Genomic DNA, 24,290 nt, shown 5'->3' on the forward strand with positions numbered 1-24,290 from the left:
TCAGCTCTATTGGGTATCATTTAATTGTTAAGGCCATTTTTTAGATCAACTTTACGTAATGTCGGAAGAAAGGCGTTCTGGTTCGCTGTCTTTTAACAAAAGAAAAACGGGCGAGTTATTTTAAAGTAACTCACCCGTTTTCTGCAACTCTCAAAAACATCCTGTAAAATATTTTTAAACTTTTTAATATAGCTGATTAAATAGCCACTTGAAGGTTCCATGTGATTGAGAACGGAAAGTAATTTCCGGCCCGAATGCATAGAGCTTTCCTTTCCCAACATTAGCCTCGAAGGCTGCAACCCCACCCTGCAGATAAGCCTGTCCCCATGCCCAGCCACTGCGAAGTGGGCTAGCATTTGGAAACCAGGCAAGCGGTTTGATAGTCCCGTTTGCAATAGCATCTGGTGACACTGTAAAAACCGGACTGTTATCAAAATAGACATCGGTTTTGGGGCTCATCCCCCAGCTTGCCCTGGCAGCGGTATCTACGCTAACACTCAGAAGACTTCCCGGAATAAAGAATTTTTCGCCTTGAAGCGGCTCACTGCCTCCGTCTTTTTTCACTTCGGTAATTGCATTACGAACGGGTAATCCTAAATGATAGGCCAGACCTGTACTGCTGCCGATCGTTAAGATTTTACCACCTGCCTCCATAAATTTCTTTAATTGCGGGATTGATTTTGCGGCCGTGATAGATCCCATCGTGGAGCGGAATTCTTCGGGAACCTCTTCTTCTTTTGGGCCCCTTCCTGCAAACATTGCGTTCATAACCGAGTCACGCGATGACGGTGCCGAAATCGCCCTTGTTACAAAGACAATTACGTCATATTTGCTTTTCAGATCGCTTGCATCGATTTCCTTTGCATAAATTAAACTGAATGGAAAATGGTACTGTTCCAACATCCAGCGTACCCAGCCAGAAGGCATGGATCCGCCATAAGTATCCCAAAGTGCCACTCTCAAAGGAGCTACTTTTTGTAATGTTCCGCCAGGTTTTTTACCAACTGCACCTATTTGCATGCCCAGTTCTTTTGAAGTCTTTTCAACAATGCTTTTCGATTTTGCACTTTGAGGAATGTAGAAAGTGCCATCTGCAAGTCTGTAAACCTCAGCACCTGCCTTTAACAAATCATTTACAGCTACAAATGCATCATTCACACTCGCTTTAATCACGTACCCTGCCGAACCCGAGGCTACTTTACCCACCGGCAGCTGCAATTGTCCGTAAGGCATTTTTTCAAAAGGACCGTCGAAAGCTTCCAGGATACGGTCAAATTTAATACCCATCTGGAATGCCAATGTCCAGCCGGCAGCATCGTAAGGTCTGACCGGAGGACCGCCCGGATACTGAAAATCATTTGGATAGTCCTGAGGTTCAAACATGTCCATAATATGTGGACGGAATGCTTGTGCTGTTTTGACTATGTAGGAACCTGCCGGATAGCTTTTCCCGGCCACTGTGAATACGGCGGTAGATTTTTCAATCTGAATTCCTGTCCTTACCAAAGCGTTGATGAATTTAACCGCTGTTGGAAAATCGGACTGATCTGACGGAATAATATAACCGCGCGGATCCCGTTTTGCAGGCAATTCAAAAACATCATTATAATATTTAGAAGGTATCTCCCCTCCCCCGCGGAACATTCCAGTGGCACCCGAACCTGGTGTTTCGCCTCCACGTGGTCTTGTTTTAGCCTGATCCGCTTTGTAAGCCACATTGATTTCTTCAACCCGTTTTGGCGTTGGCGTCCAATAGTCGCCACTCCCCCGCTTGATCGAATTATTCCCCATCAGATAAATATTGTAAAGCAAATGGTCGCTGTTACGGGCGGCGTAATCCAGAATTGAATAATTCAGCGATACAGAATAATCGATCGACTGTTTAAAATGCCAGGTCTTTTGAGGTGTCACCGGGAAAGGTGTATTGTTGTTTGGAATCAGACGCTCGGGCACCAGCGGAACCGTTTCCGGCGTTGGCCCGCCTATAATCTCGGTAAGAATACCAATCATATTATGAAAGTGCGTAGTTGTACGAAGTCCTCCATTATACCAGGTAGAGAAACTTGAACCTGTAAGGCGGGTAAAGCCAGGTTTATTTTCTGCATTTAAACGGGTATACATAGCCGCACCCACTGCATCAATACCGGTAACCATCATCGGATCAAAAACATAGTTAAAAGGATCACGATACGGAGGTCCTGCCAAAACAGAACCCGCAGGTCCCCGCTGATGGTGATTATACATAATCTGAGGGATCCACTCCACAAAAAGCTGATTGCCCATGTTACGGCTTTCTACCTGATTTTGTATAAAGAAATCCCGGTTGTTATCATGTCCAATGTACTTTTGATACAATCTGGGAAGTCCGTCGTTTTTTCTTTTTGCAGGATCCTTTTCTCTCATATACCAATTGGAAACCAGTTCCTGACCATCCGGATTGGCATGTGTAAAAAGAATAACCACTTTGTCCAGAATCCTTTTGGTTTCCTGATCATTACGGCTCACGACGTTATAGATCGTTTCAATCAACTGATGTATACCCACAACCTCAGTGGCATGCAAGCCTCCATCAATCCAGACGATCGATTTCCCTTCCACTGCCATAGCACGGGCCTGCTCTTCGGTCACGCCTTCCGCACGGGCCATTTTCGTGGAAATTTCCTTATATCGGTCAAGTTTTTTGAGATTTTCCGGAGATGACACAATCAACATATATTGATCACGATTTTCCGCCGTTTTCCCAATGACAGTCAATTTCAAACGATCAGAAACGGCTGCCAGTTTTTTCCAGTACGCCTCGGTTTGCGTGAAAGTCGCCAGTTGATAGTCGTCTCCTATGCCGAAGCCAAAATGTTCTTTTGGTGTCGGGATTTGCGCCCATGCTGTTTGTACTGCTAAAAACAATATCCCTAAAAAAAGACGGTTTAATAAATTTCTCATTCGGTCAGGTTGGTTTTGTAAAGTTCATTGAATAATAACTTGAAGGTGCCGTGTGACTGGCCACGAAAAGTGATTTCAGGGCCGAATGCGTACAGTTTCCCTTTTCCCACCTTTGCCTGAAAGGCCACCACTCCATCTTTCAGATACGTTTCGCCCCAGGCCCAGCCACTAACAAGTGGTTTGACAGAAGAGAACCACGCAAGCGGTGTAAGTCCTTTCATAGCAGCATCCGGACCGATATGAAAGACAGGACTATTACTAAAAACAACATCTGCGTCACTGGCCATACCCCAGTTGGCCGGTGCATTTTTATCGAAAGAAACTTTAAGAATACTTCCCGGAATATAATAGCGCTCGCCAGAAAGGTTTTTAGTTTCTCCTTTTGCATTTACTTCGGTCAAGGCGTTTGTCACCGGAAGTCCCAGATGATATGCCAGTGCGGTACTGGAACCTACGGTAACGACTTGTCCGCCTGCCTCCATGAACTTTTTCAGTTCGGGAACCGACTTTGTTGGCGTAATGTTGCCCAGCCACGGACGGTATTGCTCTGCAACTTCTTCGGGTTTTGGCTGCCGCCCAAAACCTCTTACCTCGCCACCACCTGTACTAACCGGAGGAATACCGCCTCCAATAAACAGAATCACGTCATATTTTGCAGCCAGCCCGCCACTGTCAATATCCTGAGGATAAATTAATTTGTATGGAAAATTGTATTGTTCCATCATCCAGCGTACCCAGCCGGAGGGCATTGAACCACCGTAATTGTCAAAAAGCGCGATACGGGCCGCAGTAACTTTGACCAGCGAAGGGGGTCGGTTTGCAACGGCAATTCCTTTTACACCATAACTAACACCCGCATTTTCAAGGATCGATTTTCCTTTTGCAGGAACAAAGAAGGATCCGGATGGCGCCATGGCTGAACTGTCTTTCATACGATATACATCGATTCCGGCTTTCATCAGATCGTTAACGGCCATAAAGGCATTATTCACACGTGAATCTACGAGATAACCGCCTTTTGAGGAAGGTGTGACCGCCTTGGGCATGGGCTGAAGCTGGCCATATGGAATCCTTTCAAACGATCCTTCAAATGCATTCAGGATACGATCAAATTTAACACCCATCTGAAAGGCCAGTGTCCATCCTGCCGCATCATAGGGACGTATGGGCGGACCGCCGGGATATTCAAAATCATTCGGATGGTTTTGAGGTTCAAACATATCCAAAACATGCGGACGGAAAGCCTGTGCAGATTTCACCACATAAGAACCAACCGGATAGTTTTTGCCCTCTACCGAAAAAGGTGCCATTGCTTTATGAATTAAAATACCGGACTTGATCAGCGCATTGATAAATTTGACTGCCGTTGGAAAATCAGCCTGATCGGCAGAAACGATAAAACCGCGGGGATCGCGCAGTACCGGATTTGTATAAACGGTATCATAAAACTTCTGTGGAATTGTGATGCCGCCAAAACCACCAGCAGTTGTAGTATCCGGCCGGGGGCGGACAACGGGAGCTGTTTTTTTAGAAGCTTCAAAACCATCGGTTACTGCCTGTGAAAATTTAGGATATAATGTCCAGGTATCTTTACTTCCTTTTTCGATGGAGCTTCTTCCCATTTTGTAGATATTATACAGAAGCTCGTCACCATTTCTAAGCGCGTAGTTAAGGATTCCGTAATTAAGCGAGACCGAATAATCGATCGAACGGCGGTAAGGCCAGTCTTGTGGCATTACCGGAAAAGGATTGGCGTTGTTTGGGATCAGGCGATCTGGCACCAACGGAATTTTCATAGGCGTCGGATTACCGGTAATCTCGGTGAGAATACCGATAATATTATGAAAATAAGGAGTGGTACGTAATCCGCCATTCCACCAGGTAGAAAAAACCGAGCCTGAAAGACGTGTATAGCCTGGTTTTCCCTCAACATGCAAACGGTTGATCATAGAGGCCGCAACGCCTTCTACCCCTGTGATGATCTGCGGATCAAGAAGATGATTGAAAGGATCACGGTAAGGTGGCCCTGCAACGACCGATCCTGCCGGTGAGGTCTGATGATGATTGTAGATAATTTGAGGGATCCATTCGACGTATTGCTGCATCGAAGTATTGGTTGTTTCCTTCATGTTCATCATATAAAAATCACGGTTGTTGTCGTGACCTACATATTTTTGATAAAGGCGGGGTATACTCATATTCCGCTTTTTCGGATCTTTCTCGTTCATGTACCAGCTCGCCACGATCTCCTGCCCGTCAGGGTTTACCTGAGAAAGTAGAATGATCACATTATCAAGAATTTTCATCGTCTCCGGATCTTTTCGGCTCACCAGCTGATAATAGGTTTCAATAAGCTGATGTGATCCAACCGTTTCTGTGGCATGCAACCCACCATCAATCCAGACAACCGGCTTTCCCTCTGTAACCAGGGCACGGGCTTCCTGCTCGGAGATTTCGGCATGGGCAAGTTTCTGGGAAATTTCTTTGTAACGATCTAACTTTTTAAGGTTGGCAGGAGAAGAAACAATCATCATAGGCTGACGTCGGCCTTCTTCTGTCGGTCCGATATCAACAAACCTGACCCGGTCAGAAACAGCGGCTACTTTTTTGAAATAGTCTTCCGCCTGCGTAAAAGTGGCCAGATTGTAATCCTCACCAATATTGAAGCCAAAATGCTCTTTTGGTGTTGGGATTGTCTGTGCAAAAGATAATGATACCGATAAAACAAGCGGCATTATAAATAAACGTATTCGTATCATAACGGACTGATTAATGGTCAACAAGTAGACAAAAAATGGCCTTCAAAACTTGGAATAATACTTTTACTGGTTTTTAAACCGCACACCCACACGACAGTCACAAGGCTCTCCACGGGATTCATCACAAGCATTTTCCTGATACTGAACAATCTTTTTGCCATCACCCATTGTCAAAATAAACTTGAAAACGAAATAATCGTTCACCGTTACGGCGCTCAGGTTAGTACCGGTGAAAGCGGCAAGCTCGGCGGGTGTATGCGTAAAAGTTTTCGGAAAAGCAGTTACTCTCTCAAACAGCTTATCGGTCGCTAGTACCGTGCTTGGCAGCGGAAACTGACGAATACTGGGAAACTCTCCGGCCAGCGAAAACACAATCGGGTATGCAGGAGGACTTGATTCGCGTTTGTTAAAACTCAGATATACATCAATTGACTGCACCTTGGTTCTTCCAAAATCGAAATAATCAAGCGTCCATTCAAACTGCTGTTTGGTTGCATAATCTGCTTCTTTCAGATTAAAGAACGAAACATTTCCTGTTTGCACGGTAGGAAGCGCAGATTTAGTTATGTTGACTGTTACCCGCGGAGCAGCACTGGTGGTAAATTTTTCCCAGTCATATTCCACCTTCTTGCAGGAATCTATCAAAAAAGACATTGACAAAAGGATATATACAAAGAACTTTTTCATACCTGTTAGTTTAGAAATTAGTATCGATTTTAATCACTGCCAGATTATTTATCCCAAAAAACAGGCGTAGTTTGCTGTGCCCGCTGAATTCTTTCCCGATCCGGGATCAACGACTCATTAGAAGTCAGCTCCGTCTCTGAATAATAAAATCGTAACGGGTATACGTCCAGAGGAGATACCAGATCACCAAGCCTTGGCAGGCCTGTGCGGCGGTAGTCGTTATAAGACTCAACACCATTGCCAAATAGTGATATCCATTTTTGAGTCATCACAAGCTCCATTTTGCCCGCATCACTGGCCGCCGCAAATTGTGTTTTAATTCTATTAACAAAACCGGTGATGGTTGCAGCTGGCATTGTCGTTCCTTTGTTTTTGCCTGCCAGCGTACTTACACTATTCAGATGTGCAGTTACTGCATCAGCAAGCAGCTGTGCAGCATCTTCCCCGGTTCCCATCGTAAGTGCCGCCTCTGCCCTGATAAATTTCACCATAGAATTGGTAATCAACGGCAGTATACCGGCTCCTGTTCCGTCTCCTGAAGTAGAAAGAGGGATTTTAAATGAGTTTGACGTTGAAGTTGAAACCGCGCCCGTGTTATTCAAGTAAATGTTAGCCGCCGTAAGGGTCTTGATTGTTCCGTTATCATACAGACCGCCCGCAGGATAAATTCCGATCAATGCTCTGGTATTCGCATCGGCCGGTGAGGCAGCCCCATCACCTGGTTCACGGCCATAATAGCCTTCGCCATTCATAGAATTGGCAAGTCCCACGTTTGCATTCTGACGGAAAATGTAATAACGAAGCCTCGGATCGTCATTGTCTTTCAGATTGTTGACCAAAGGCATGCTCACATAACCACCTCTGCCCGATCCATACCAGCTTACATACCATGGATGCCGCGCATTAGGCGTTACATTCGTGCCGTATTGGAAAGAAAAATCCTGCGCGTTGTCTGAGACCAGTAGTACGCCTGTTGAGATCAACGCCTTGATACCCGCTTCTGCCTTTACCGGATCCGTAAGCCGGATTTGATTATACATTTTCAATTTAAGCGAGTTAGCCATTCGCTGCCAATTGGCTTTGGAACCCTGATAAAAAATATCAGAACCGGCTGCAATTGTAAAGCTCTTATCCATATCTGCGAGCGCCTCGTCGATCAATGAAAAAAGGCTTGTGTAAATTTCAGCACCTTTGTCAAGGCCGGGATTGGGATTCTCGCCGACTGCCTGGGAATAGGGTACATCGCCCCATAAATCCACCATAATCGAATATAAATATGCTTTTTCAAGCTTGGCTATTGCCACATACCCCCAGGCTTCCTGAGTAGTACCTTCTCTGATAACTGTTTCAATATCAGGAATGGTAGCAGTGTAAAAGCCCGACCATGCCGTTGAAAACGATGTTCCGGTTTGGTTCCACCGGTTCAATGCACCTGATGCAAAATGTTGCATTACAGCCGAACCTCCACCGTTTACCGTGTTGAAGTAGCTGACCAATGACATTTGTGTTGCCGGCAGAAGCAAGCTTAAAGTAGGTTTTGTAGGGTTATTGGGATCATTATTAATGTCCACAAAATCATTGCATGAACTTGCCAGAAATAGCAGAACAAGTAACGCGGATAGTTTTATTTTTTTTCTCATCATGATTCCGGTTTTGACTGAATTAAAAGCTGATTCGTAAGTTAACCCCATAGCGGCGTGTCGTTGGCACGCCATAAGAATCCTCACCTGCATTGTTGGATGATCCTGTGCTTACCTCCGGATCATAATTCATATATTTTGGAAAATTTGGTGCTTTGTACCACAGGTTTCTTCCGCTAACGGACAGAGATGCTGAACCAAAAGGTGTTTTACTTAGCAGGCGGGCCGGAAGCTGATAACCCAGCGAAACTTCACGAAGGCGAAATACAGTTGCATCAAACACAGACCCCTCAGCAATCCCGCCAGGCCCATAGCCGCCTGAAAAGAAATAATCGATCACTGTAATAGCAGTGTTGTTGGGAATTTTATTCCCTTCCCCGTCCTTCAATGCAAGAAGCGTGTTTACATCGCCCAGTACACCGGGCGCAGTCAGCATCCGGTAACGATCTTCGGTATCTTTGCTGACCCCGCGCGCCATGGCTTCACCCACATTGCTTGAGTAGATTGCGCCGCCTTGTTTCCAATCAAAAAGAAAGCCGAATGTGAATTTTTTAAAGGAAAGAGAGTTGCTTATGCCAGCCATAAAATTAGGATTGGGATTTCCTATCGGACCACTTGTAGACGCAGAGATCGGTTTTGCCGTTTGCGGATTGACCAAAATGTTGCTCTCTTCATCCCGCGCATACCGTCCGCGGTAGATCTGTCCATAAGGCTGTCCGGGAATGTGTACGTTGTTGCCATACACAAGCTGTGCGTATCCACCTAAGTCGTCGACCATATTGCGGTTTCTTGTAAAATTTGCATCCACTTCCCATTTAAAGCCGTTTTCTGTTTCAATAGGTGTGGCTCCCAGCGTAACTTCAATCCCTTTGTTGGAAGTCTGGCCCAAATTAATGATCCGGTCTGTGTAGCCTGTTGAAGGAGCAGATTTTACTGTAAATATTTGAGACGTGCTCTTTTTATGATAGTATGTAAGATCCACAGAGAAACGCCCCTGGAAGAATTCCAGATTTGTACCTGTCTCAAATTCAGTGATAAATTCAGGTTTAAGATTCGCATTTGTCAGGATATCGGACATAGTCAGCGTACTTACATTGGTAACAGTTCCATTGGAAAAAGGCGAGCCCAACCCGTTAGCGTCGGCATTGGCTGTGTAAACATTTGCCGTCAGATAAGGCGTTGCCTCATTACCAACTTTGGTATATCCCAGTCTCACTTTACCTGAGGTCAGGATTTTATTTTGTATTTTAAACGCCTCGGTAAAGATGAAAGAACCGTTGGCTCCGCCATAAAAATAACTTCTGTTTTGGGCTGGCAGCGTAGAAGACACATCATTACGTGCCACGATATTTAAAGATGCAAATTTCTTGTAGTCCAGGGTGATGTCGGTAAAAAAGGCATAGTAACGCTGTTTGATTCTCGCTCTGTTGTTGGGCAGACTTCCCAGGGTGATCGTTGAAGTGTTGCTGATATCGTTGATTCCCGGGGTAATGATATTATCACCGCTGAAAGCAGAGCGTTCGGTTTTTCTCTGGTTGATATTATTTCCAAGAATGGCACGTAGGGAAAAATCAGCTCCAAAGTCTTTGGTCACTGTGAACAAAAGTGTGTTATCAAGCTCCTGGCGATAAATATTGTCGGTATTGATCGTTCCGTTTGCATAAACAGAAGACCCTTTTCCCAGGACACTTATCCGGCGGTCGGTATACGCATTAAATCCACCGGTGTTCTGAATATTTAACCAGGGTGTCGGATCAAAACCGAGCACGAAATTTCCATAGTAACGATCAACGCTGGAAGTTGACGGGCTGTGCCTGACCGACCAGTAAGGATTGTCCAGACCGTCACGGTCATAGACATTTGCCCCTGTATTTGGGTTTTCAAACGGTAGGCCCGAAAGATCATAGCTGGTTGGCAGGTAATATAAATTACTCATGATATCGCCACTTCCTCCGATTGGCGGGCTTTTCTGGTTTGTCATGACATAATTGATCGTACCCCGGGCATAAAACTTATTATCCAGCCGCACATTGCCGCCCACGTTAAAAGAAGTACGGGAAATTTCATTCCCGGGCACAATCCCCTTATTGCTTGTGCGTCCCACCCCCAGCGTAAAGTTTCCTTTTTCGCTGCCGCTATTAATTGTCAGGCCGTTTTCAAAAACCGAGCCGGTTCTAAAAAAGTCCCGCTGACTTTTGCCTGCATACGAGCGGTACGGTACCTGAGCGGCCGTAACGCCATCAGCCATATAAAAGGAAGGAAAATCGGTCGAATTATAACCAGGCCTTGCAAGCGGATGCGGAATGGTTTCCCTGCTGCTGTATGCCGATCCGTTCGAACCATATACCGCTGTACGGTAATCAAAGTTGGTTCCCTGACCATAGGTCTGCTGGTAATCAGGAAGTCCGGCAATTTCTTCAAGTGAATAAGATGTGCTGTAGGTAATTTCTGTGCCTTTTTTCCCCTTTTTAGCCGAGGCTTTCGTGGTGATGATGATGGCCCCGTTTGCTGCGCGGGATCCGTAAAGTGCCGCTGCGGCAGCTCCTTTCAATACGGTCAGGCTCTGGATGTTATTAGGATCTATGTCAAAAGCCCGACTGGCCGTAGACTGATTGCTTTGCGTTTGACGATCGCCCGAAGGCGCATACGTTGAGTTATCGAAAGGCACACCGTCCACGACGTATAAAGGTTGGTTGTTATTTCCAAGAGAGGAATTCCCTCTGATGGTCACGTTGGTAGAACCACCTGCAATTCCCCCACCACCCTGGATATTGACACCCGCCATTTTACCGGTAAGCGCACGCATCGGATCCGGTTCATTTTTTTGTGCAAGATCCTCTGCCTTTAAGGTCGCAACCGAATAACCAAGTGTTCCGGCTTGCCGTTCAATACCGGCCGCCGTTACAACCACTTCGCTAAGTTGCCTGCTGTCTGAAAATAAGAGCACGTCAATGATGGCTCTCTCCTTCACGGCCGTTTCATAGGTTGTAAAACCTAAAAAGGAGAATACCAAAACAGACTCCCCGTTTGGAACCATAAGAGTATAATTACCGTCCTGATCGGTCGACGTCCCGATCTGGGTGCCTTTAACAATAACATTTACCCCGGCAAGTGCGCTCGCATCATCCTGAGCAGTTACCTTTCCTTTTACACGAATATCAACCGTCTTTGCAGCATGCGTAACAGGCGCAGATTTCACTGGCTCTGTTTTTACAGGTTCTGAGATGACAAAGGTTTTCTGAAATTTTTCAACCGACAGATTCAAGGGTGCTAATACCTCCTTCAAATAAGTTTCAATATTTTCATTTTTAACTAACGCCCTCGATATACGTTTCCCGATAAGTTGTCCTTTTTGATATGCAAAAGTTACATCGTATTTTTTTTCAATTTCCTGCAGGGCATCTGTTAATGCGATTGATTGTTTTTTAGAGGCTGGTATTTGTTTATTATCATTCCCACGTGCCCAGATGGCCCCCTGTGCATTTACCTGGCTAATTATGCCTGGCAAAAGAAGGATCAGCCACAGAAATTTCTTCCTGAATAACATTGATCTCATAAGTCTGAAAATTAATTGTAGGTAAGTAGTTAGGTTAGATACTAATCTGCATGTCGTTCAACCTTTTCGGAATTCTCAATGATAATCTGATCTTTATGCTGTGCAATCTTTATATTCAGCGTCCTGGATAGAATTTTAAGCACCATACCGATACTGTTCCGGGAAATTTTCCCGGTAAAACGCAAATCTTTTAATGACTCATTTTCGATAATCACTTGCTTGTGGTAATACTCCTGCAGCGCCAGGCTTATCTCTGAGAGTGTTGCGTCATCAAAGTAAAACATGTCATTTTTCCAGGCCAGCCAGCGTTCCCCGCTGGCTGGCATTACACGAAGCTCACCAACCCTTTTGCTGTACTGTGCCAGCTGGCCAGGATCCAAAAATGCCTCTTTATCATCCTTTTTGATTTTTACCCTACCATTATGAAGATATACATAGGTATCTCCATGTCTGCTGGAAACATTAAACTCAGTTCCTAAGACATTGATATTTAAATCATCCTGCGTGTGCACAATAAAGGAAGGGTAATCCTTGTTCTTTTTGATTTCGAAATAAGCTTCTCCGAGCAGTAACTTTACATTCCGGACCCCATCACTCCATTTTTCAGGATAAGAAACAGTGCTGTTACGATTCAAAGTTACCAGTGACCCATCCGGCAATACAATTTGCCTTTCATCAAAAGCATCGGTTTTCACCAGGACATCATGTATTTCATAAGCGTTCATTAAAAACCAGGCTGCCAAAAAACTTACCAGCACAACAGACACACCGGCTGCAATATGCCAATGCCAGACTTTGCGTACCACAGGCTGAAATACTTCATCCGGGTGAAGTATTTCAGCTCTGATCATCTCTTCCCAATAATGGTTCAGCGCTTCGTCAAGTGCTCCCGTTTTCTGAAGATGAATAAATACTTCCAGTTCCTCAGCTGTGGCCTGATTTGTATAATACCTTTCAACAAGCCGGCTAAGTAACTTTGGATCTGTCATAATGTTGTAGTCTTAACTGTAAGACAATCAGCGGGTGCAGAAAGGACCCCCCATTAGATAGAAAAATCAAATATTTATACAATAGTCACATTATTCGGTTGATTAATACAACAAATGAAGAATTATATTTTATATTTTAACAAAAATAAGAAATTAAATAAACCACAGAAACGACTCTTAGTCGCTTGTAAAAAAGGCGAAAGCAGAAAGCATATTCACCGCTATCCCCAGGTCCTTTTCTACGGCCGCCTTAAATACTTTCATGGTCTTTACCATGTGTTTTTTGATAATGTTGCGTGAGACGCCTACCATTTGGGCAGCTTCATCGTAGGACATGCCTTGAAAACGGCACAAGCTAAATATTTTACGACTTTGGGGGGTTAAGCTGGTAAGGACAGAATCAATAAACTCCTGGTATTCATCGGACTCCACTTTTTCTTCGAGCTCGTTATTGACATCATTGTAATCACGCACAAAAGTCGAGAGCCGTTTTTGTTCATGAAGAATTTTTTTCAGAACATTCAACGTGTGATTCTTGCCTACACTGAGAAGGTAATACTTGAAAGAGATTATGTCTTCAAGCCTGGATCTATCCTCCCAGATTTTAATGAAAATTTCCTGGCAAGTGTCATTTGTCAGATCCGCAGACTTCAGCGTGTTAAATACCAAGCGGTAAAGCACTGGTTTGTAGCGGTCATAGACTTGTGAAAAGGCCTTGGGGTCTCCTTGCGAAATTAGCCTTATAAGCGATTTTTCCTCAATAAAAGAGCTCATGAATTTAATAGATGTAAAATATTACCATTGCGTATTAATTTTGAAGAAAGGCGCAGCTAATAAAATGGAGCCCCGGAGGATGATTTACAAATAAAATTTGCTTTCTATTACTTAAAGCAAAATTACATTCCATGTTACTATTCTATCTATAACAATTATATCCTCTTTTTTGATTTTTGACAACTATTATGCGAAAGTTATCATTTATTATTGAATTATCACCTTTTACTCGGCCTTGAAACGAATTAATAGGCTATTAGTCAATCAATTGACAAAACGCATATCAGCAGTACTGAGCCCCTCCTGAACCGGTTCACGTTCCAATCGCCAAGTATTTTGAGTCATTTGCCAATTTGCTGAAAAAATTACCATTGCCCTGGATTTTGCCCCCTAACCCCTGTAGTATATTCAGCGTGTTTTCGGCTAAGGTTTGACTGCTACTCTGAGCAAAAGGGATATTTCGCTCAACAAAGTTAGTATTGTTTGGAACCAGGTCGTTATTACTTTAATTTTACCGGATGCACAAAAAGGAAGCCACATCTGAAAGTCTGTATGATCTGTATAAGATCATGGAGCTCCCGTTAGGGTCAGTTGATCCTAAATCCGGGTTTACCGTGCATTCTTTAAAGGAAATTTTTACGACACTACCCTTTAAGTCCGTTGCTTACCGGCCCGATTATTTCAGTTTTACTTTTGTGAAAAATGCCCGGGGCAAATACATAATCGATGAAATGGAATTTCTGACAGAACCAGGAACCATTTACTTTACCAACCCGGGAAACTTCCGGCAGTTTGAGTGGTACAACATTGAAGATGCCTACCTGATTACGTTCAAGGAATCTTATTTGAAAGAACATGTGCATCACGATGTGTATAAAGATTTTTCTTTTTTGCTCACAGAGACAGTGCGGCCAAGAATTCTGCAGCCTTCTGAATTTGATGAAATAGAGCAGTTATACCATCAGATCCACAAGGAGCAGCTGGGGCAGTCCCCTTATAAAAACAAGATCATTGGCAGCTTATTTGTCGCGATGCTGCTGAAAATTAAAGAATATTTCTGGCAGGATTATAACCCGATCTACGAAGGGAACCGCGGCTCACTGATCGTTAAGGTATTCAAGCAAAATCTTGAAAACAGTTTTCGGGACCTTTTGAATGGCAAGACCGATAAGATACCCCGCGTTCAGGAGTTTGCCGTCTTGCAGCATTTGCATCCAAATTATCTGAGTACGGTCATCAAGACCAAAACGGGTAAAGCCATCAGCAGCTGGATTGCTGACAAAACGATGGCTGAGGCCAAATCGCTATTGCAGAATTCAACCACCTCCATCAAGGAAATAACTTATCTGCTGGGCTTTACCGAGGCCACGCATTTCAGCAATTACTTCAAAAAACACGCGGATCTTTCTCCCGCCGCCTACCGTAAACAGCATCAAAATAACTGATCTGAGATATTTGTAAGTATTGCTTTAATATCCGTCCTTTTTCCCACTGCTCATGCATGACCTTTGTTTTATCAATTTAAAACAAAGAAAACATGATCAAGCTAACAGAAAAAGTAATATTGGTAACAGGAGCTTCAAGAGGTATTGGGGCGGCAATCGCACATCAATTAGCCGAGGCCGGAGCCAGGGTTATCGTCAACTATGCAGGCGGAAAAGAAGTAGCCGGGCAAACCGTAAATGACATCATAGCCAAAGGCGGTGATGCCATTGCAATTCAGGCAGATGTAAGTAACCCCGGGCAGGTGAAAGCAATGTTTGATGCGGCCATTGCGCATTATGGCCGGATTGATGTGCTGGTCAATAATGCAGGTATCATGATCACCAAACTTCTCAAAGACACCACTGACGAAGACTTCACCCGTCAGTTCGAGATCAATGTGCGCGGAACGTTTAATACGATGCGTGAGGCCGCAACCCGCTTGGCTGACAAAGGCAGTATCATCAATTTTTCAACCTCTGTTAACCGGATCATGCTGCCCACTTACAGTACATATGTAGCGACCAAGGCGGCGGTTGAGCAACTTACCCGTGTATTTTCCAAGGAAGTTGGCAGCAGGGGAATCAATGTCAACTCCGTATCCCCGGGCCCTACTAATACCGAACTGTTCACCAAGGGAAAACCCCAGGAAGTTATCGATCGCCTGGCATCACTTTCCGCTTTTAACCGCATTGGTGAGCCGGAAGATATCGCACAAATCGTATTGTTTTTAGCCAGTGACCAGGCCAAATGGATCACAGCACAAAACATAGGTGCTAATGGAGGCATGGCTTAAACGGTCGCTTTCCACTTCAAATTCCTTTCAAAGTCATTTTTTAATATCAAAAATTATCAGGTACATGAACAGTTTAGAAAACAAAGTCGCCCTTGTTACAGGATCAGCCAGAGGATTAGGGAAAGCCATTGCAGAGCGTTATGCGGCCTTAGGCGCTAATATCGTCATCAATTACTCCCGGGATAAAGCGTCAGCCGATGAGGTAGTGAGCAATATCAAAGCAATGGGTGTGAAGGTGATCGCCGTACAGGCCGATGTGAGCAAAGTCACCGATCTTGAACGTCTGTTCACAGAAGCTAAAAATGCGTTCGGAAAAATAGACATTGTCGTAGCCAACGCGGGTATTGAACTGGTTGAAACATCAGTTGTAGATTTTACGGAAGAACAGTTTGACCGGGTATTTTCCATCAATACCAAAGGTGCTTATTTCACCATGCAGCAGGCAGCCAGAAATGTTGAAGATAACGGACGCATTATCTATATCGCTTCCAGTACTACTTCTTACCCCGTACCCGGAATGGCTGTTTACGGCGGCAGTAAAACGACACCCAGGTATATGGTAGATATCCTGTCCAAAGAGATCGGGCACAGAGGGGTTACCGTTAATACGATCATCCCCTTTGCCGTAGACCATTCCGGCATCTTCGCCCAACCAGACAGCTACCCTGAACTGCGTAAACAACTACTGGACAGTTGCCCTATGGGAAGGCTTGCAGAGGTAGAGGACGTAGCCAATGCAGCAGAGTTTTTTGCCAGTGAGCTTTCTTCTTTTGTCAATGGACAGCACTTGCTCGTAAATGGTGGGGCAACTAATTAATTCATAACGATAATCCCATGGCTATTGAGCGCTCAGCAGCTATGGGAAATAAGCTTCCGGGCATGAAAACAAGAGTCATTACCAGCATACAATTACTGCTCATTGGATTTATTGGTCGTGGTGCCATCGCCTAAAAGCCTTTGCGCATTATTTCCCCAGGACCATAATATGCCATCGGCCTTAATACCGAATGAGGTTCCTGCAATTGAGTATACAGATTCCCAGCTTTTATCACTTCCGATTTGAACAGGGAGTGTTTTGGCGGTCGTGGTTCCATCTCCCAATTGCCCGTATTGATTCAAACCCCAGGTCCAGAGAGAACCATCTGTTGCAATCGCCAATGTGCTCATATTGCTTAGTTCTGCGTCTTTTGCCGTTGCCACTTTCTTCCAGCACTGGGCGTATGTTGATATGTTAAAAAGCAATATTGAAATTACAAATAATGTTTTTTTCATAGATGCCGTGGTTTAAAATACATAAAATTGTTTTCAGTGATGATCGTAAATCTGACTTACAGTCATGTGCAAGTCCTCCGCGTAAAACACGATTATTGAATTTTTCCCGAAATCTATGTCTCCTTTTTTTAGAAAATAGTAACATGAGGAATTATTTATTATCAATCTCTTTTTTCCTCTTTTAAGTCAAAGGTGACCGGGAGTATCATTACTAATGGCTGCTTTCCTAGTTTGACTACCTTTAAAATCAAAAGTGCCGTTGAAAGCAAGGTTCAACGGCACACTGTTTATAATTTCGATAGTTAAAAAACTCAATTACAAAAGGTTAAAAAATATTCAAGTTAGGACTTCCCCCTTTTCATAGGCCCAGTCCACTATCAACTTTACGGCTTTCTGAACCTCATTCATATCTTCCTTCTTATTAATGTCAATTCCACAAAATGTACTACCATTGACCCTGGCATTAAGCACAAGGTAATAAATACCCTATATGACAACCGCCGATAGGGCACGAAAATTAACACCCGAATCTTTAAAATAATGGTCCGTTATCCCAAGCATTTCCTCGCCCAATCGTTCCCTTGAATCAGCTAAGCCACGCGAAATATCGTTTGATTCATTGATCTGCCATCGCATGATCTGCTGCATTTCTTTATTGCAGTAAAAATACTCTATTTGACTTTCGAGAATATTCTTGGCCAATGTTTGCCCGAAGTCATGCCTGTTCGCTGCAAGCAGATTATCCTCAAATAACATCCAAAAGTCTTTTTGAAGCAAATAAGCCTTAAAAAGCTCCTGAACATTTCCAAAGTAGCGATAAATCAAGGTTTTGCTTTACTCCCGCTGCGTCGGCAATTTTAGATGCCCGTAAACCAGAATAACCTTTGGACATAAAAATTTTACCGGTGGCATCAATTAATTTTTTTTTAGTCTCTTCCTTATCCTTTTTGTGTAGAATCTCCATTGATTAATTATTCTTAAAGAGGATTAATAGTTTAAACACCGAAAATTCAGTAGACAAAAGCATAAATAATGACAAGATAGTTCATCCATTAAGCCAAAAAAAATCCCAGCCAAACTTGTGGCGGGGAAAATTGCCCTTGTATCCCCCTGTTCATGGTAATAAATGACATTCTTCCGTCAAGAATTTAGATATCTTCCAGGACGAGTACAATAACAAGAACCTAGAGAGCAGGTAAAATCGGACATTTAAAAATTCTCTTAACAAAGGCGACGGAACCCCTTCTATTAACCAGTCGAGCGACCATTATAGAGTTTACCAGAGGTCCTGTCGAAACAGTTACAACGATCTCAGGAATATAGGCATATTTGGCTCCTTCCAGAAAAGGGTTTTTATAAATCAGACCCGAATTCATCGGCCATTAAAGCTCTTGCTGCTCAAACAACATAACAATCTGATTATAAACAATATAACAATAATTTTTCCTGATTTTCAAGCTATGAACACCACTGCGGCCCGACTCATTCTCACAGGTCTGTATTGAAAATCTGTTCGGTCTTACATTAAGGTCATCAATATAAAAATCAATTCTTTATTCTGGTCGGGTTCTGCATATTTTTTCTTAAAGATGGAAGCGGTTAAACTATGCAGTAATCATCAATCTTCTGTCTCATTCAGCTGAAAATCGTCTTCTTTTTAACGAAATTTTTCCGGACAAATCTTAACAAAGGCAGGCTAGTACAGGATAGTTGGCGACTCTGTTTTATTAAAATTTGATTAATTTTTTATTCTTTTTGGAGATCCGATCAATCTTATCATTCTTTTATGCGTAATAAATCAATTCTCTATGAAGTATTCCAGTCTTACTGATGATGTGCTGGTTAAACTTTTGAATGCCGGTGATACTGACGCTTTTCAGGCCGTTTACATTAAATACTGGAATGAGTTGTTTAGGGTATCAAAAAAACGGCTCCATTCTGATGACGCCGCTGCGGAAGTTGTTCAGGATATTTTTGTTGATTTATGGGAAAGACGGGAAAATCTTAAAATAGAAAATCTCGACCGTTATCTGTTCACAGCTGCTAAATACAAGGTGATTGACCAGATCCGAAGCAGCCTGAACAGGAAGGAAAGTTCTGATCCGATAGTGGAAGACATGATCAGCTATTTTGACGAACAGGCGGACAACAATCTTGCTTTTGAAGATTTGAACAGCGCTGTTGAAAAGATTCTGGAGCATATGCCATCCAAAACCCGTGATATTTTCAGGATGAGTCGCCTTGAAAATCATTCTGTACGCGAAATATCGTCCTGCCTGCAAATTCCTGAAAGAACTGTTGAATATCACATTACACAATCACTTCGCATACTCCGTGTGCATCTCAAAGACTTTGTAACCTATTTCTTTCTGGTATCTACAATGTTTGGCTAGTTTTTACAACTAATTACATATATGATTAATTAAAGATTTTTTTTAGCATTACAACTAATTAATATAAATAATCTAACATATCCCTAAACTATTTGCGGTTCCGGTATCGATTTCACGACTTGTCTAATATAAGCTCACTTATATCATATTTGAATCCATTGTTAATGAGAAACCGTTTACTCCCTAACTAAAATGAAAATGAACCGGGAAGAACTTTCCGATTTACTGAAAAGATATCTGGATAGCACCTGCACTGAGGAAGAGAAAAAAACCATCGATTTTTGGTACAATCACTTTGATCTAAAAGAAGGGTCAGATACAGAAAGAACAGCTCAACCACAGATGCAGGAATTTATATGGCAACAGGTTCGGGATAAGATCAATAGTAAAAACAAAAGTGAGGAGAAGGCCAATGAAGGCAATTTCCGGAGGAACAGATTTCTGCAATTCGCAATGGCGGCATCGGTCATTATCATTGGCGGATTGGCGTATTACCATACTAAAATAAATAATATTCCTGCCAGCCTCGCTATGTTGGACAGAACAAGCTGCCGCGAAGTTAATAACAGTGCAAAAGTTAAAACCGTATACCTGGAAGACGGCAGCCGGGTAGACATGCAGCCGGGATGCAGCATACATTATCCGAAACCGTTTCGTAGAGATAAAAGGGAAGTGCATTTGGAAGGGGAAGCTTATTTTAACGTGACAAAAAATGTGGAGAAACCCTTTGTTGTCTACGCCGGAGATATTGCAACAAAGGTGGTTGGAACCAGTTTCATTATCAGGTCGGGAAAGAAAAATTTCCGTGATGTGGAAGTTTCTGTTATTACAGGGAAAGTAATCGTTGAGAAAAACGAGTCAGCAAAAGAAAAATCCGGCAACGCAGTAAATAACGGGGTTATACTCACGCCTAATCAAAAAGTGGTTTACTATCACGCAGACAATCATTTCGTAACCGGGCTTGTGGATATGCCAGTTGTGATAAAGGCTCCAGAGGAATTAAATAAACTTCGGTTGTTCAGATTTGAAGAAACTCCGCTTCATGAAGTACTGGAAAAACTCCAGTATGCATATGGCTTAAAATTTGAACTTATCAACGAAAACATAAGCAACTGCCCCGTAACGGCGGATCTATCGGATCAATCGCTTTACACCAAACTGGATATTATCTCGGCGTCATTAAACGCACATTATGAATTAAAGGGAACAAGTATCGTTTTATCCGGCGGACGCTGTGATTAAAAAGCCGTTTTATCTATTTCTAAACCTTTAACTATTTATTATGAATTTAACAAGTACTATCCTTTTCTCCGTTTTTATAAATGCCCCAACATTATCGGGATAATCAATATTGATCTTAAAAAAAGCAGCCTGACAGAAAATGCAGCAACATTTCAAGCCAGGCCTCTTCCCTCTTTTCCTGTGAAGTTATTTCATCCGGCAAGATGTCACAGGTAAGAGTATGTCAATTTTCATATTAACAAAACAAAGAAATGAAAAAACAAAGAAGGATCATAACAATTACCTGGATGATTATGAGAGTCTCGCTGCTCCAGATTACCATGTCACTTTTATTTTTCAGCAATGGTATTGCCCGCGAGGTTTCAGCTCAGGAACTGTTACGCAAAACGGTAAGTATCACCGTTAAGGACACTGAGATCAGAGACGTACTGACCAGGCTGGAAAAGACGGCTGATGTCAAGTTCGTATATAGCTCCCGTTCGCTACATGCACGTCGGAAAGTTTCAGTAAATTTTTCCGAAAAACCTTTAATAGAAGCAATTAATGCAGTCTTTTTTCCTAATAAAATAAATTGCCAGGTTGTTGGCGGACAGATCGTGATCAACGTGGAAACACCGCCAGAGGATTCTTCACAAAATATTGCCATTCCTCAAAGCTCTTCACCCGAAGTAATCGCCGACAGAAAGATAACAGGAAAAGTTACAGACGATAAAGGTGGGGCTCTGCCTGGTGTAAGTATTGTTGTGAAAGGCACTCAAAAAGGCTCAACAACAGATGGAGAGGGCAATTACACATTGGATGTTCCGGATGGAGAAGTTGCGCTGATCTTTTCTTTCGTTGGTTACATATCCAAAGAAGCTGTGGTTGGTAACAGGACATCATTAAATATTGAACTGGCGATTGACAATAAATCGCTTGACGAAGTGGTCGTGATGGGTTACGGTTCTCAGCGCAAACGCGATATTACCTCGGCGGTATCAATAATTAATATGGAAGATATTGGTGAAGTCCCTAAATCCAACGTAACACGTATGCTTCAGGGGCAAGCGCCTGGTGTTATTATTAAACAAAAAAGCGGAACGCCCGGCCAGCAGTTTGATGTGAAAGTGCGTGGCATAAGCTCGCTTGGTGCGGGCAGCGATCCATTGTATGTAATCGATGGTTTTCCGGTTGGTACCTCTGTTGGTCAAAACCTTAACCCAAGTGATATTGAAACCATTTCTATTCTTAAAGATGCTGCTTCCACAGCAATATATGGCGCGAGAGGTTCCAATGGGGTGGTTTTAATTACCACTAAAGCTGCGAAAGACGGCAAAACCAGTCTTAATATTTCTGTTGATTATGGTATTCAAAATGTCCCGAATTCGAGAAAAACGAAGGTATTGAACGGAAAGGATTTCGCACAATTTAAAAGAGAAGTTTTTATAGGAAGATATGTACTGACAAATCACAGACAGCCTACCGAAGACCAGATTCCAGCTGATTTCCGTGACCCGTCCCAAACCAAATATTCAACCAACTGGTTTGACCTGATACTGCACAATAACGCGCCCTACAAAAATATTAACGTAAACTTGTCGTCTGGTAAAGGCCCGATTAAATCGGTGGTTTCATTGGGTTATTACAAAGAAGATGGTTCTCTGCAATACACAGGTTATGACCGCGCTTCGGTTCGTACAAATTTGTCAGGCCAGGTAAACAAATTTATCACCGTAGGTATGAACATTGCAGGAAGTTATTCCAGATCTAATGTCGCCAGCACTGATGGACGCAGTGCGTTGGTTGGGTTAACGTTGATCAGTGACCCACGCCACCCCGCGTATGACGAAAAAGGAGAATTAATACCATATTATAATGGTGTGGGCGACATATTTGGTTTTCCAAATCCCTTGTATGTACTAAAAAACTCTAAAAGGAACCGTAATATTGCTGACGTGCTCGCCAGTGGTTTTGTTGAGCTGAACATTGCAAAGGGACTGAAATTTAAATCTTCTGCAAATGCCAAGATCAATTACAATACCTACAAGGAATATATACCTTCGACGATTGGGCTTGCTATTCAAACCGGTACCAACGGGGCTCCTCCAAGACTTGCAACTGAAAGAGATGACTCTGAAGAACTAATAAATTTCTCTACTGATCAGGTACTTACCTATTCGCCCAGTCTTGGAGAGAACCATCATTTTGACGCTACTTTGGGTTACACGGCCCAACAGGAAACGACTAAAGGTTTATATGGAAGCGGCAACACTTTCCCCGATGATCTTTCTCCATATCTTGGCAATGCTACGATCCGTTCGTCAAATTCTATTGAAAGAACATGGACGATGCTTGCCTACCTTGCACGTATTAACTATTCCTTCAAAGACAAATATTTATTCTCAGCGTCCATGCGCCGTGAGGGAAGTTCCAGGTTTAGCGAAGGCCACAAATTCGGGAATTTTCCTGCAGCATCTGTAGGCTGGCGAATCTCGGAAGAAGCATTTATGCCAAAAACAAACTGGCTTACGGACTTAAAATTACGGGGAAGCTGGGGTATGACAGGTAATAACAGTTACAACGTTTCGGCAAACAACAATTATGGTGTTGCACAAAATGCAGGTGACGATGGAAACTACGCCAGTCTTGCTTTCCTTGGTTTGAACAACTATGTATTCAACAATACACTTGCTTCGGGTAAAACGGTAACACGTTTTGCAAACTCTGATTTAACCTGGGAAAAATCAAACCAGTTAGACCTTGGAATAGATCTGTCTACTTTCAACAACCAGTTGATATTTACGTTTGAATATTATAAAAAGGTTACTGATGATATGTTGCTTGGATATAATATTCCCGCCGTTTCAGGCTTCACCTCAACTTTGAAAAACCTTGGAAAAGTTCAGAATCAGGGAATTGAACTTGCGGCAAGTTACAGGCTTAAAATCGGCCAGGTCAATTTGCGGACTAATGCCAACATTACTTTTAACCGGAATAAAGTACTTGCCATTAAAGGACAAAATGATTTTATCCTTCAGGGAAGCCAGTATGGTGGATATAATATCCAAAAAGTGGGACAGCCAATCGGGATGATCTTTGGTTACAAAAAGCTGGGTATCTTCAATACACAAGCTGAAATCGACGCCTCCCCTGTTCAGGACGGAGCAATTCCAGGTTCTATGAAGTTCGCTGATTTACACGGAGCACCAAACGGCGGACCAGATGGAATCGTTTCTTATGACACCAAGGACATGACTGAAATCGGGAACCCGAACCCTAAATTTAACTGGGCATGGACTGTTGGAGCAGATTACAAACGTTTCGATTTCAGTGTGCTTTTGATGGGGTCATATAAATATGATATCTACCGGAACATTGAAGCTTCAACAATGAACATGGATGGAGTTTTCAATGTCTTAGAAAAAGCAAAAGACAGATGGATGTCACCGCAGAATCCGGGACCTAACCCATCCGATAAACATTCGCAAGGCGGAACGGATAACTTCAAATGGTCGCGCGAAAGCAGTGAACGCTATGTTTATGACGGAACACACATGTGGGTTAAAAATGTAACGATCGGCTACACACTTCCGAAAGTGAAGGGTATTTTGTCAGACGCAAGGATTTTCGTCAACGCAGCGAACCTGTTTCTTGTGACCAAATATCCAGGTAACAACCCTGATGCAGGTGTAAGAGGCGGAACGGAGCTAAACAACGATGATGAGTCTTACCCTGTACCCAGAACGTATTCTGCCGGTATTAAACTTAACTTCTAAAAGTG

General features: G+C 43.1%; 15 protein-coding genes. 6 read left to right on the top strand and 9 right to left on the bottom strand.

The window, feature by feature from the left end; translation table 11 throughout:
* Positions 1–183 precede the first annotated feature (183 nt).
* The 7 genes from FDK13_RS30945 to FDK13_RS30975 all read right to left on the bottom strand — a co-directional run bounded on the left by FDK13_RS30945 (position 184) and on the right by FDK13_RS30975 (position 13,345).
* Complete coding sequence (locus FDK13_RS30945; RefSeq protein WP_137343892.1) at positions 184–2,940, bottom strand: M14 family metallopeptidase; 2,757 nt, start codon at positions 2,938–2,940, stop codon at positions 184–186.
* Positions 2,937–5,699, bottom strand: a complete 2,763-nt coding sequence (locus tag FDK13_RS30950; RefSeq protein ID WP_137343893.1) for a M14 family metallopeptidase — start codon at positions 5,697–5,699, stop codon at positions 2,937–2,939. Before FDK13_RS30950 ends, FDK13_RS30945 begins: the two co-directional genes overlap by 4 nt.
* A gap of 63 nt (positions 5,700–5,762) precedes the next feature.
* On the bottom strand, positions 5,763–6,386 hold the full coding sequence (locus FDK13_RS30955) for a hypothetical protein (protein WP_137343894.1): 624 nt from the start codon (positions 6,384–6,386) through the stop codon (positions 5,763–5,765).
* 44 nt (positions 6,387–6,430) lie between these two features.
* Positions 6,431–8,029 carry a SusD/RagB family nutrient-binding outer membrane lipoprotein gene (locus tag FDK13_RS30960; RefSeq protein WP_220417469.1) on the bottom strand — a complete coding sequence of 533 codons (1,599 nt, stop codon included), beginning with the start codon at positions 8,027–8,029 and terminating at the stop codon, positions 6,431–6,433.
* A 19-nt stretch (positions 8,030–8,048) separates the two neighbouring features.
* Positions 8,049–11,582 carry a SusC/RagA family TonB-linked outer membrane protein gene (locus FDK13_RS30965; RefSeq protein ID WP_229216294.1) on the bottom strand — a complete coding sequence of 1,178 codons (3,534 nt, stop codon included), beginning with the start codon at positions 11,580–11,582 and terminating at the stop codon, positions 8,049–8,051.
* A 41-nt stretch (positions 11,583–11,623) separates the two neighbouring features.
* The gene (locus tag FDK13_RS30970; RefSeq protein ID WP_137343895.1) at positions 11,624–12,571 is read right to left on the bottom strand and encodes a FecR family protein; all 948 of its coding nucleotides are present in this window, start codon (positions 12,569–12,571) and stop codon (positions 11,624–11,626) included.
* A gap of 177 nt (positions 12,572–12,748) precedes the next feature.
* Complete coding sequence (locus tag FDK13_RS30975; protein ID WP_137343896.1) at positions 12,749–13,345, bottom strand: RNA polymerase sigma factor; 597 nt, start codon at positions 13,343–13,345, stop codon at positions 12,749–12,751.
* A 518-nt stretch (positions 13,346–13,863) separates the two neighbouring features.
* On the opposite strand from FDK13_RS30975, the gene FDK13_RS30980 reads away from it, so the two are divergent.
* From FDK13_RS30980 to FDK13_RS30990, 3 genes are all read left to right on the top strand, one after another.
* Positions 13,864–14,790: a helix-turn-helix domain-containing protein gene (locus FDK13_RS30980; protein WP_137343897.1), complete on the top strand. Its 927-nt coding sequence runs from the start codon at positions 13,864–13,866 to the stop codon at positions 14,788–14,790.
* Between the two features lie 92 nt (positions 14,791–14,882).
* A complete protein-coding gene (locus FDK13_RS30985) occupies positions 14,883–15,623 on the top strand; it encodes an SDR family oxidoreductase (protein ID WP_137343898.1) in 741 nt (246 codons plus the stop codon).
* Positions 15,624–15,687: 64 nt separating this feature from the next.
* Positions 15,688–16,440 (top strand): SDR family oxidoreductase, encoded by a 753-nt coding sequence (locus FDK13_RS30990; RefSeq protein WP_137343899.1) that lies wholly within the window; start codon positions 15,688–15,690, stop codon positions 16,438–16,440.
* 92 nt (positions 16,441–16,532) lie between these two features.
* On the opposite strand, the gene FDK13_RS30995 is transcribed toward FDK13_RS30990, so the two are convergent.
* Both FDK13_RS30995 and FDK13_RS31000 read right to left on the bottom strand, forming a co-directional pair.
* On the bottom strand, positions 16,533–16,895 hold the full coding sequence (locus FDK13_RS30995; RefSeq protein WP_137343900.1) for an RCC1 domain-containing protein: 363 nt from the start codon (positions 16,893–16,895) through the stop codon (positions 16,533–16,535).
* A gap of 486 nt (positions 16,896–17,381) precedes the next feature.
* Positions 17,382–17,720 carry a TetR/AcrR family transcriptional regulator gene (locus FDK13_RS31000; RefSeq protein ID WP_170982957.1) on the bottom strand — a complete coding sequence of 113 codons (339 nt, stop codon included), beginning with the start codon at positions 17,718–17,720 and terminating at the stop codon, positions 17,382–17,384.
* Between the two features lie 983 nt (positions 17,721–18,703).
* Here FDK13_RS31000 and FDK13_RS31010 point away from each other — a divergent pair.
* The 3 genes from FDK13_RS31010 to FDK13_RS31020 all read left to right on the top strand — a co-directional run bounded on the left by FDK13_RS31010 (position 18,704) and on the right by FDK13_RS31020 (position 24,285).
* On the top strand, positions 18,704–19,288 hold the full coding sequence (locus FDK13_RS31010; protein WP_137343903.1) for an RNA polymerase sigma-70 factor: 585 nt from the start codon (positions 18,704–18,706) through the stop codon (positions 19,286–19,288).
* Between the two features lie 198 nt (positions 19,289–19,486).
* Positions 19,487–20,530 (top strand): FecR family protein, encoded by a 1,044-nt coding sequence (locus FDK13_RS31015; RefSeq protein ID WP_170982960.1) that lies wholly within the window; start codon positions 19,487–19,489, stop codon positions 20,528–20,530.
* A 251-nt stretch (positions 20,531–20,781) separates the two neighbouring features.
* The gene (locus FDK13_RS31020) at positions 20,782–24,285 is read left to right on the top strand and encodes a SusC/RagA family TonB-linked outer membrane protein (protein ID WP_229216295.1); all 3,504 of its coding nucleotides are present in this window, start codon (positions 20,782–20,784) and stop codon (positions 24,283–24,285) included.
* Positions 24,286–24,290 lie beyond the last annotated feature (5 nt).

Source organism: Dyadobacter frigoris, assembly GCF_005280585.1.
GTDB lineage: Bacteria > Bacteroidota > Bacteroidia > Cytophagales > Spirosomataceae > Dyadobacter > Dyadobacter frigoris.